Source organism: Roseibium sp. MB-4, assembly GCF_053005265.1.
The window spans coordinates 393,592-405,383 of the sequence record NZ_JBRKQB010000003.1 but is presented as its reverse complement, the minus strand read 5'-3'; the positions used below and the strand labels follow the sequence as shown (position 1 = coordinate 405,383).

Sequence of the window (11,792 nt, the reverse complement as noted above, 5' to 3'; positions counted from 1 at the left end):
ATGGACCAGTCAGCTCTAAAGTGCCATCCCCCTCATAGTCACAAGGGCGGTCCTATAATCGGCGCCTGCATGAGAGTCAATCGTCTCATGAAATGGGAAAGAATCCGATAAAACCAACAAAGAAAACGGGATAATATTGCGAAAAACGCAAAAGAAACCGACGTTTCTTACAGTACACGCCAACAAAACCAGAAAGAGTTCGGCTGAAGTCCAGGGCGTTTACATCTTTGCGTTTTTTTCCCGCCGCCGTTGAACGGAAGAGCCGATTTTCATGGCCTCGCGATATTTTGCGACTGTGCGGCGTGCAATATCCACGCCCTCGTCTTTGAGGACCTTCACAATGGTGTCATCGGAAAGAATCGCCTTTGGATCTTCCGCATCGATCATCTGTTTGATCTTGTGGCGCACAGATTCGGCGGAATGCGCATCACCGCCGACGGTCGCGGAGATTGCCGAGGAAAAAAAGTACTTAAGTTCAAAAATGCCACGCGGTGTCGCCATGTATTTGTTGGACGTCACCCGGCTGACCGTAGACTCGTGCATTTCGATCGCTTCAGCAATCGTTTTCAAATTAAGCGGGCGTAGGTGCGCAATTCCATACGTCAGGAAACCATCCTGTTGACGCACGATCTCGGTGGCGACCTTTAGAATTGTCTTGGCACGCTGGTCCAGGCTTTTCGCAAGCCAGTTTGCGGTTTGCAATGACTCCGTCAGGTATTCTTTCTCGGTCTCATTGCGGGCTGTTTTCACGACACGCGCAAAATATGTCTGATTGACAAGTACCTTCGGAAGCGTATCGGAGTTCAGTTCGACCGCCCAAGTGCCATCGTTGGCCGGGCGCACGAAAACATCTGGAACCATTGGCTGGACCAAAGCGCCGCCAAATACAGAGCCGGGTTTTGGATCCAGGGCTCTGATCTCATGGATCATATCCTTGAGGTCTTCTTCGTCGACACCACAGATTTTTTTAAGCGCCGCAAGTTCCCGCTTGGCAAGCAACTCGATATTGGAGATCAACGCTTCCATCGCCGGGTCATACCGGTTCTTCTCAATCAACTGGAGCTTGAGACACTCAGCCAAGTTTCGGGCAAAGACGCCGGCTGGCTCGAACGTTTGCAGAATACTCAGAACACTCTCAACCCGTTCCGGCTCAACACCGAGTTGCTCGGCGGCTTCAACCAAATCGAGATAGAGGTATCCGTTTTCATCCAGTGAGTTGATCAGGTGACCGGCAATCAACTTATCCACCTCATCGGATATCGAGAGGTTCATCTGCTCCTCCAAAGAGGTGGTTAGGGACCCCTCTTCGGCGACAAAAGCTTCTAGATTGTAGTCTTCGGAGGCCGCGCTTGACCCCGCATTCTTGTAGCTGTCGCCACCCTTCAGTTGAGCCGGATCCGGAGAGGCCGGCACTCCAGGCTCATCCGGAAACACGTTGCTCAGATCTGTATCCATCCGCGAGGCAATTGCCTCTGCGCCGGTTTCCAAATCGCTCTGCATCCAGTCACCGCTGCCAGGCTCGCTATCGCCGCCCGCAGGCGTCTCTGGCCGTTCCGAGCGGGCATCACCGGGTGCTTCAGACTGGGTATTGGCGTCGCTGGGAGCGCTGTCACCTGTATCGGTCTCGCCTTTTTCCAGAAGTGGATTGCGTTCTAGCTCAGCCTCGACATAGGCAACCAGATCGAGATTGGACATCTGCAGCAGCTTGATCGCCTGCATCAACTGCGGCGTCATGACAAGCGACTGGCTCTGTCGCATCTCCAATTTGGTTGATATTGCCATTGATGTCCCGGGCGCTCGTCAGGTTCGGTTGGTCTGCTTCTTGCTTATGATCACAAGATACAAACTTGCACGCGCCTTGTCATCAAAGGGTAAACTGCTCACCAAGATAAAGTCGGCGGACATCTGGATTTGACACTATGTCCCGCGGAAGCCCTTCGGTCAGGACCTCTCCGGCAGCGATAATATAGGCCCGGTCGATCAGTCCGAGCGTCTCCCGGACATTGTGATCTGTAATCAACACGCCAATACCGCGCTTTGTGAGATGGCGGACCAGCTGCTGAATGTCACCGACAGCAATTGGATCGATCCCCGCAAACGGTTCATCGAGCAGCATAAATGATGGACGGCTTGCCAGAGCGCGGGCAATTTCCACACGGCGGCGCTCACCGCCAGACAGCGCGATACTTGGAGATTTGCGTAGGTGAGTCAGACCGAATTCCGCCAGAAGGGAATCCAGGTCTTCCTTGCGCTGTTTCCGGTTCGGCTCGATCACCTCAAGGACCGCACGTATGTTTTCTTCCACGGTCAATCCGCGAAAGATGGATGCTTCCTGAGGCAGATAACCAATCCCCAGCCGAGCCCGGCGGTACATCGGCATGCGGGTGATGTCGAATCCTTCGAGGTAAATCTTGCCCTGGTCCGGCCGGATCAAGCCGGTGATCATATAAAAGGTCGTTGTCTTGCCGGCACCATTCGGGCCGAGCAGACCCACGGCTTCCCCCGGCCGAACCATCAAGCCAACATGCTTCACCACCTGACGGCGGCCATAGGTTTTACCAATCCCGTCAACCACGAGAGCGTTGGACAGATCTTCAGCTGGTGCTGCGGCACCGGTAAGGCCATGTTCGAAATCGTAGTTGTCCATAGGAGGCCGGTTCACTGATGTTCTATCCATTCGCACCGCATTTGGGCGCTGTTGAAGTCATTAGATACGAAAAACACTACCGATGACTGTCCGGCACTACTGCTGTGTGCTGGGCGCTGAATTGGGAAGGATGCGCACCCTTACACGCCCGTCGTCAGCGGGAGCGTTCAAATTGGCCTGACCGGTCTTCAGGTTTACCGTCAGACGATTGCCAACAACGACATTACCGCCTTGCTTGAGGATAACTTCTTTCCCCGTCATGACCATGACTTCGGTTTTCATATCGAAGTTTGCAGCATCGCCGGTCGCGGTCTGGTCCTTGGAGGAGATATGAACACCGCCACTTGCCTCAAGCCGCGAAATCTCCTGTTGAGCTGGAACAGCGCCATTGCTTGTGTCCGCGCCCTCAGAACTCTGACCATCGCCGTCGTAGAAAACCTTCAGCTGCGATGTTTCAAGACGTGTGTCTCCCTGGATCACCACGACATCGCCGATGAACGTCGCGACTTTGGTCTGGTCTTCGACCTTGAGTTCATTTGACTCGATCTCGATCGGTTGACCGTCGCTTGACCCAAATCCGGCGAAAGAATCCGAAAAAGTCTGCGCGGTTAAAGGCGCAATTGCCAGCATCAATACTGAATAAGCAACCAAGCCGCATTTAAAGACCGGTTTCATCATTGGTTTTCGTCCTCGGTCGCCGGGTAAAGGATCAGCTTGACGCCCTCTTTAAACCAAACGATTTGCTTGTCTTTGTCGTAATCGATTTTTCCGGCGGTCAACTGAGCCTCACCGGACCCAATGGTAATAGGATCGTCGGACGATATCGCGCCTGTTTTCAGATCAACGTCGACCGTCTCAACATCCACTGTATACCCTTCACTCCAGTTCAGCTGCACCCCCTCATAAAGGCGCAGGGTTTCCGCTGCGTTATTATATATGCCTTTAAGGGAAATTATCCGCGCGCCCTCGTCCGGTGCAAGCACGATATCGGCGCGAATTTCTTCCAAATCAATGATCCTAGGATCGGTAAGCCGCTGGATCGCCTTGCGCGCTGTCACCTGATAAGAGCGCTCGCCATCATTGCCGGACAGTTTTGGGTGATCCATCACGATGCCGTCGCTGGTCAAAACGAGATTGGCTGCGCCGAAAGACCCGAGAACATTGAACAACACCACAGCGCCGATCATGCCGGCCAAGATGAGAATCCCTATTGCGGGAAACAGAAAGCGCAGAACGCGCACCAGTGTACTGTGCCGTCGTGCGGACCTCTGGACCCGGCTCTCCATGTCGCGTGGTCTTAGCCCGCCGAACTGTTGGTTCACTGCGCTCAAAGGCAACTCCAGCACTCCCGAACTCAGTAACGCAGCTTTCCGGCGGCGAAAGCTTCTCAGGAATGAGCAAAAATGTCGTTTTCTTCCCAGCCCTTTAGATCGAGTTCCGCACGAACCGGCAAGAAGTTAAAGCAGGCATCTGCAATATTCGTACGCTCCTCGCGCTCAAGCATTATCTCAAGTTTTGCCTTCAGATCATGCAGATGCAATACGTCTGATGCTGCATAGGCCAACTGCGCATCCGATAATGTTTCAGCCGCCCAGTCTGAGCTCTGCTGCTGCTTCGACAACTCAACCCCTAAAAGCTCGCGAGTAATATCTTTCAATCCATGGCGGTCAGTGTAAGTGCGCACCAGTTTCGAAGCGATTTTGGTGCACCAGACCGGGGTTACATGAATCCCCAGATAGTGACGAAGAACAGCCACGTCAAACCGCGCGAAGTGGAAAATCTTCGGTTTGGATGGATCGGTGAACAGCGTGGCTAAATTGGGCGCATGCGTTTGCCCGCGAGCGATCTGCACCACGTCGGCAGACCCGTCGCCAGGTGAGAGCTGCACAACACACAAACGGTCACGATGGGGGTTCAATCCGAGCGTTTCTGAATCTACAGCCACGGCGGATGCCGTCTCATAGGCACTCAAGTCCGGCAAGTCACCTTTGTGGTAGCGGATTGTCATATCGCCATTTCCTTCTGGAGTTTTCTCGGGCCGAATAGGTGCACGACACATACGCAGAGGCCGTCACTTCTCGTCACGTAAAACATGCCACGGATGGGCGCAAGTGGCTGGATGATGCACCGACCAGAAACTGTTGCGTTACTTCTTGACCCGAAACGTCTCGTGGCAAGTCTTGCAGGTTTGGGCGAGACGACCAAACGCGGTCGCTATCTGGTCACGGTCCGCACCACTTTGAACTGCATCCGTGACGCTCATAGCCGCAGTTTCCATGTCATTTGCGATGCCTGAAAACTGTTCCCATTTTTCCCAAATGATCGGGCTCGCTTCCGTTGGCGGCATCAGGCTTTCTGGCGGGAATTGCCGTGTCAGATTGTCGCCGCTGTGCCCCGCGATGATCTCTGCGGCGTTCGCGATAGCAGATGCATCAAAGGGCTTCTGGCCTCGGAGCATCTGCCCAACTAGTTTCATGCTGGCGCTGATCTCCTCCATAGCATCCATCCGCTCTTTGACAATTCCAGTCGCGCCCCCATGCGCAAATGCCAGTGCAACACTTAAGGCCAGCATTGCAACGGAAATACTGGCAGTCTTTCTGATATTCATTGATGTGCCTTCCACTTCCAAACATTGCCCGCGCGCTAAAGGGCGGTGTATCGCCGGTGGAATTGACAAGATACCCACCAAAGACTGCTGCCGCCTCGCAGCGATTGCCATCAGATACCGTTTAACCGCTCGAAATCGCTCCCGCCAGATCATCAATGATCGGACAGTCCGGACGATCATCACCCTGGCAACTCGCCACCAGGGACTTCAGGGTTTTCTTCAAGGATTTGAGTTCGTTGATCTTGGCATCAATCTCGTCGATCTTTAGCCGCGCGATCGCTTTGACATCTGCGCTTGCCCTATTGCGATCATCATAAAGTGACAAGAGCTCACGACATTGATCAATGGTGAAGCCGAGACCTCGCGATCGTTGTATGAACGCCAAACGCTGGACATCTGTCTCCGAATAATCCCGGTAGCCATTTTCAGAGCGCATTGGTGCGACCAACTTGATGTCTTCGTAGTATCGGATCGTTTTCGTCGGCAGCCCGCACTGTTTTGCAGCATCGCCAATGTTCATGAATGCACCCTCACAGCTTATACGCATTATGACGCAAACCTTTGGCGACCACGAGTGTTGGCCAGAGCCTCATAGTGTTTCTAGCCGGTTTTTGAAACGCCAACGGCTGCGGTGGGACCGGCATCATTAACTTGCCATGCTGGCCCTTAAACACAACTTCACTTTGTATTCTTAAACCCTCCAGTCACAGGAAGGTCAAGCGCTCCGCTCGGCTGATCGAGGGTGCTTTCAGAACATCGATAACCTGGGTCAATGTAAACAAAAACGGCCGGGCAGTGCCCGGCCGTTTCAACGTTCTAGAGCCCTCTACAATCAGCCGACGAACTGGATCGTGTCGGATGTCAGATCCAAGCCGATGAGCATCGGGTCATGGTCAGATGCCCGGTACTGATCGGCCGCGTAAAGATCGGAGATCTGACTGTCCGGCTTGAAGTTCGTGTTGTAGTCGAGCGCCGATGCTTCGAACGCGTTGATGTTCCATTCCTCAGCCCCGGTGACCTGGGCGAACAACGTGTTGCTCGCCAGGGCGTAATCGAGGGCGCCAAAGGACTGAACGGACGGAGCCGTATCCAGATCGATCGGGAAACCGAATGATGTCTGATTGAGACCGCCCAGAAGGTTAAAGTCGATCAGACCTTGATCCTGGCTCAGGAAGTACTGGATCGGATCTTCCATGAGGTAGGAGTTCAGATCTCCCAGGATCAGGATATCCGTGTCATCAGATCCGGTCGGGTTCGTGGCAAGCCATGTATCCAGAGCTGTCGCGGCCTGAAGACGGGCTTCGTTGTTGTTGCCGGTGCCATCGCCAATACCTTCGTTGGTGCCAAACGGGCTGACTGACCCCTTGGACTTGAAGTGATTGACCGAAATGGTGACGTTTTCGCCTGTTGCCAGTTCGGTGAAGGTTGCAGCGAGTGGTGCGCGGCTGGTGCCAGCACCATCAAATACCGTGTCAAAGCCCAGGCCAAGGTCTGACAGATCGTTGTCAGTCAGCATTGCAACGTTTGTTCCAGCCGCAATCTGCACAGTGTCAGCATCGTAGATCATGCCAACCATGATCGCATCGCTGGTGTCGCCATAATCGACACCTGGATCAACGAAGGTGTAGTTTCGACCAGTTGCCTCGTTCAAGGCATTCACCAGATACTTAAGTGCGAACTGACCATCACCGTTTTGGTCACCATACTCGTTCTCCAGTTCCTGAAGCCCGATGATGTCGGCATCCATTTCGGCGAGGGCTGCAATCATCTTGTCAACTTGGCGCTCGAATTCGGCAGCACTTTCCGCACCACGCGGATCCAGACCACTCGGCCCTGATGTGTTACCCGTCTGATCAAGCGTGGTGAAGAAGTTGAGCAGGTTGAATGACCCAACTTTCAATGAGCCACCAACATCCGGCACCTCAGAGTCACGTGGCGCAGTATCCGCAAATTCTGGTGTTTCCGTTGGATTGATACGGAAGGCAGCATCCCCGAACTCACCGGATCCAGTACCGAAGCGGAGCACGCCCGTCAGGCCAGAAACGGTGTCGCCAGCACTTAATGCATCGCCTGCATCAAACTGTCCGGCAATGTTGCCTTCTTCACCGAAGATCTCGAACGGGATCGTGTCCGGGTTCTGTGTGGTGAAGCCATCATCCAGAAGGATGGAGTTGCTGACAGCCTCTTGGATGAATGCGTTGAAGCCTTCAACACTAGGCGCATTGCTTTGCGTGTAGGTTTCAAGCAGACCGCCCGCCTGAAGACCGATATCTCCAAACCGGCCAACTGTGAACAGATCCGAGACGGTCATTGTCTCCGGGATCGTGACCAGCATGCCTTCGTAGGCCTCGAGGTCTGGAATGAATTCTCCGTCGCTGTTCTGGATAACATCTGCGACTGGGAACTTGATCTCAGATGCAGTCGGTAGAGTGTTTTCAACGCTGACGATCTCGATGTTTGTGACGTCGCTGATCTGCGTTTCTCCAAAGAACTCTGCAACGGTTCCGGTCACCCGAACAAGATCACCGACTTTGACATCAAGATCTGGTTCGAAGCCGTCAAATACAAAGATACCCTCAGATGTCGCGGCATTGTCATCCGCATCCTTATCCTCTTCCTGAAGGAAGAACCCGTTAAGGTCACCATTGATGCCATTGCCACCGTCTTGGAAGTCACCAACGACAATCGCCTCGACCGTTACGCGCTGACCTTCGAGCAAAGATCCTGTGGCTGTGCCCTGGATGGACGAAATCAGCTCAAATGTCGGCTCTTCACCGCCACCGTTGTCTGGCGGCGTAACATCGCCACTGATCAGCTGAATGTTGTCGATTGCAATATCTTCGTCGCCAGCGTCGAGATTGTCGAACGTCACACGGAGATCGATGGAAGCTCCTAAAGCGTCAATTCCTGCGACGAATTGCGCAAACGTGTCGGAGAGCACCGTGCCGTCACCGACGCCGTCTCCATTCGTGTCTACAGCTGGCTCTGTATTTGTTCCGCCAGACGCTTCGACCCTGAATATCTCAGCATAGTCGCCACCATCGATCGATGCTTCAATATAGAGCGCGCTGTCCGCATCCCAGTCTTGGTTTGATCCGTCATCATCTTCAGCAAGAAGGAAAGACAAATTCAGGTTTGAGTAACCGGATATATCGATGTTTTGGAACGAGAGGGTTTGCGTACCAGCGTCACCTTCCCCATTAAGATCCATGCCCGCGAAGAAGTAATCTCCATCCTGACCTTCGACTTGGTAGAAGCTGCCGATGTTGTCGCCGTCAGTGCGCGTGAAGAAATCACCGGATCCATCTGAGAACTCAGCGACAGATGTATTGTAACGATCTCCATTACCGTCTGTTTCGAAGCTTTCTTCAAACAATGTGACCGGCGTGCCGTCGAAGACATCGTCTTCACGGAATGTGAGGTTCTGGATACGGTCATCGGAGGACGGGCCTCTGTCGGCTTCGTTGAAGGCTGTTCCACCTTTTTCCGGATTGTGGTTGTCGTCCAGGTATTCGGCCAGAGCATCTTGCTCACTGCCATTGACAGCAAAGATCGCATCACCTGAGAACAGGCCATCGTTTTCGTTGTTGCCGTCCAGATCGATCAGATCCACCCGGTTCGGGTTTGACAAGTTGGACAGAACCGGATCGCCGCTGTTGGCCAGGAAGTTGAGTGTCACAATGCGGAAGCTCTCTGAACCGTCACCGACGATATCGCCGTCGCGGACCAGCTCAGCAACCAGTTCGTCGCCGTCGAAGATCCCGGCAGAGACCACGCGGCTGCCTTCCGGCTGTGTTTCGTCAAAAGAGAACTTCAGGCCGGAGATCTGCGGGAAACCGCCAGAGGCGTTGCCCGGCAGTGCGCCGACGGCGCCTTCCAGGAAGTCGACCAGTTCCGTTTTGGTGATATCCAGAAGCGTCAGGCCGTTGTTGAAGGCCAGTGTTGTGGCAATGTCGTTTTGACTGATGCCGCCGGTCGGCTTGACGACCTGATTGTTCTCATCAAGTACCTGCGAGTTCGGCAAACGGATGGCTTCCGTACCGCCAGCAGGAACAACGATCTCACCGATGTTGGCGCGAATGCCGCCACCGTTCTTGATCGATACCACTACCGCGTCACCCAGATTATTGTCTGCAATCATCTGGTTGGCATAGGCAAGGTTTGCATCCGCAGTCAGGTTGCCAAGGTTGGTTTCCTGGGTGCGGACACCGTCCGGATCTTCTTTGGTGAAGGTGCCGGAGCGGTTGCCGTTCAGGAACACATCGGACACACCGAACACATTCGATTCTGTCGCCACGATCTCCGCCTGAATGGCGTCCGTGATCGCATCGACTTCAGCATCGATCAGGTTCTCAGCACCGAGAGCTGCAACACCGGCATCATCGGTGGCATAAGCTCCGGAAATCGTTTCATCATAGCTGTCCGCAATGATGTGACCGTCTTCGTCAAAGTCGACAACAAGGCGTCCTACATATTTGTAATTGCCGTCAGTGTTGACGACCGCCGTCGTGGTGCCGCCAGCATTTTCCACCATGATCGGGTACTGGCCCTGATCACTGTCGCCGTCACGCGCACGATCATTGTCATCAAAGAGGCGGGTGTTCGAGCCACCAGCAACGATGATGTCAACGTCGGTCAGACGTGCAGCCAACTCCTGCTCGATAGAGATCTGCTGCATGTGGCTCAGCAGGATAACCTTGTTCAGGCTTGGGTTTGCAGCCAGCAGCACATCCACTTCGCTCTGCAGAACTGCGGCCAGCGCATCCAGTTGCTCTGGTGTCGGATTGCTGTCGAAGTCTTCTGGGAAGATTCCCAAATCCGCGCCCGGGCTGGAAATTGCGCGGATAGTCGGAACGGTCGCACCAACGATACCAACGAGCTCACCATTGACATCGGAGATGCTAGACGACGTCACGACGTTTTCAAGAGTTGCCGTGTCCTGGCCACCTTCAACGGCAAGCGGAGCAAGGTTGGCATCGGTTGAGAAGTCAAGGTTCGCGGAAAGATACGGGAACATCGCGCCACCGAAATCAGCACCTTCCAGATCCGTTCCGTTGAACAGAGGGTCGGTGAAGCCGCCGGTTGCCGAACCGTCAATCAGGCCCGCCAGCAAGCCAGTCCCAAGATCGAACTCGTGGTTGCCAAGCGCGATCGCCTGAACACCAAGTTCGTTCTGGATCTGGATATCAGCAATACCCGCAGATCCGAAGACCGCTTCAGATGCATCAAAAAACAGGCCCGGGATGATGGCATCGCCGGAGGATAGTGTCAGGGTGTTATCAACCTCGCCGTCGTTCCCAAGGTCTTCTTCGCGCAGGGCATTCAGAACCCCGGAAAGTTTATCGATGTTGTCGATGGTTGCAGCGTTCGCTTCCTGATCTGTGAAATGCAAAAGTTCGAGCGTAAATGATTCCGGGGTTGGCGTGCCGCCACCGCCGCCGCCTCCTCCTGTTCCACCATCGCCGTCACCCGGTGCAGCATCAGGATTATCTCCCGGGGCGCCGTCACCAATTGAAATCACATCACCATTTGTGTTTTGCGCGCCAGAGCGGTCTTCTTTGAAACCAAACAGGCCCCAGTGTTCGTAGGCGGATGCGAACAGGCCGTTTTCAATCGCTGCGGCGACATCCGGGTTCGCAGCCAGATAGGCTTCGGTATCAAAACCGCTTTCGAGCTGGGATGCGATGCTTGCATTCGGCGACCGCCCCTCGGACGCGCCAAAATTGATAAAATGTTCAAACAGGCTGACACCGGCCGCAACGATATCCGGGTATTGCTCTGCATAAAAAACAGGGTCGAATACGGAGTTTGGGCTCCGGCCTTCGCTTTCACCCAACAGGTTATAATGATCGAACGGATTCACACCTGCAGCCGCAACATCCGGGTTCTGCTCAAGATAAAATGATGTGTCGAAGTGAGCATTCGGATCACGACCTTCTTGAAAACCAAAGAGGTTGAAATGCTCCTCGGCGCTGCCGATTACGCCAGCTTCAATGGCCGCGGCCACGTCCGGATTTTGGGCTAGATAAAATGATTCATTAAACTGCAACATCGTGCGATCCCCTACGCAAGACAAAAAGAGACCGGCAGCCTTGATAAGAATGCGAGCCGCCGGACCGTTTCATTAACGGTTTATTAACTTCTGCCTGGGGAGTTTCAATGTAGTATTTTTTGAATTTTTGATGAATTATTTCTTTTATTATTACAGCCTTATCATTATTGTTTCAAATCTATTACATTCATGTTGCCACCTATTTAATTTAATCAACGTTCCTGCGACTTACAGACTTGACCTGCCTTTTCGATTTCATTGCAATTTTGTATTTTTTGCGATTTTTATTTCACTTTTTTATTTTATACTTTGCTGTATTTAGCAAATGAACGTTCTTCCCAATTCGCTAAGGTGAACCTTAAGAGTATTTTTCTCATCAACTCATGATTGCTTTGGAGCGGCAGACTGCGTCACCGTACTGCCACATGACATGATCTTGCAAAGGTTGAGTAGATCGACGTTTTCTCCCCTTACGGAACATCGAG

At 53.3% G+C, this 11,792-nt stretch carries 8 protein-coding genes; all 8 read right to left on the bottom strand.

The genetic code is table 11. The features are described 5' to 3' along the window. Window positions 1-219: 219 nt before the first annotated feature. The 8 genes from rpoN to ACVDG4_RS18340 all read right to left on the bottom strand — a co-directional run bounded on the left by rpoN (window position 220) and on the right by ACVDG4_RS18340 (window position 11,307). On the bottom strand, window positions 220-1,782 hold the full coding sequence (rpoN, locus tag ACVDG4_RS18375) for an RNA polymerase factor sigma-54 (protein WP_447236167.1): 1,563 nt from the start codon (window positions 1,780-1,782) through the stop codon (window positions 220-222). A gap of 82 nt (window positions 1,783-1,864) precedes the next feature. Then, window positions 1,865-2,647, bottom strand: a complete 783-nt coding sequence (lptB, locus tag ACVDG4_RS18370) for an LPS export ABC transporter ATP-binding protein (protein WP_209179432.1) — start codon at window positions 2,645-2,647, stop codon at window positions 1,865-1,867. Between the two features lie 96 nt (window positions 2,648-2,743). Then, window positions 2,744-3,325, bottom strand: a complete 582-nt coding sequence (locus ACVDG4_RS18365) for an LptA/OstA family protein (RefSeq protein ID WP_447236166.1) — start codon at window positions 3,323-3,325, stop codon at window positions 2,744-2,746. Then, the gene (gene lptC / locus ACVDG4_RS18360; RefSeq protein ID WP_420340659.1) at window positions 3,322-3,969 is read right to left on the bottom strand and encodes an LPS export ABC transporter periplasmic protein LptC; all 648 of its coding nucleotides are present in this window, start codon (window positions 3,967-3,969) and stop codon (window positions 3,322-3,324) included. Before lptC ends, ACVDG4_RS18365 begins: the two co-directional genes overlap by 4 nt. Window positions 3,970-4,034: 65 nt before the next feature. After that, window positions 4,035-4,655: a ribonuclease D gene (locus ACVDG4_RS18355; protein ID WP_447236165.1), complete on the bottom strand. Its 621-nt coding sequence runs from the start codon at window positions 4,653-4,655 to the stop codon at window positions 4,035-4,037. Between the two features lie 138 nt (window positions 4,656-4,793). Continuing rightward, a complete protein-coding gene (locus tag ACVDG4_RS18350; protein WP_447236164.1) occupies window positions 4,794-5,255 on the bottom strand; it encodes a c-type cytochrome in 462 nt (153 codons plus the stop codon). A 121-nt stretch (window positions 5,256-5,376) separates the two neighbouring features. Next, window positions 5,377-5,775 (bottom strand): Cu(I)-responsive transcriptional regulator, encoded by a 399-nt coding sequence (gene cueR, locus ACVDG4_RS18345; RefSeq protein ID WP_133948960.1) that lies wholly within the window; start codon window positions 5,773-5,775, stop codon window positions 5,377-5,379. Between the two features lie 312 nt (window positions 5,776-6,087). Further along, on the bottom strand, window positions 6,088-11,307 hold the full coding sequence (locus tag ACVDG4_RS18340; RefSeq protein WP_447236163.1) for an ExeM/NucH family extracellular endonuclease: 5,220 nt from the start codon (window positions 11,305-11,307) through the stop codon (window positions 6,088-6,090). Window positions 11,308-11,792 lie beyond the last annotated feature (485 nt).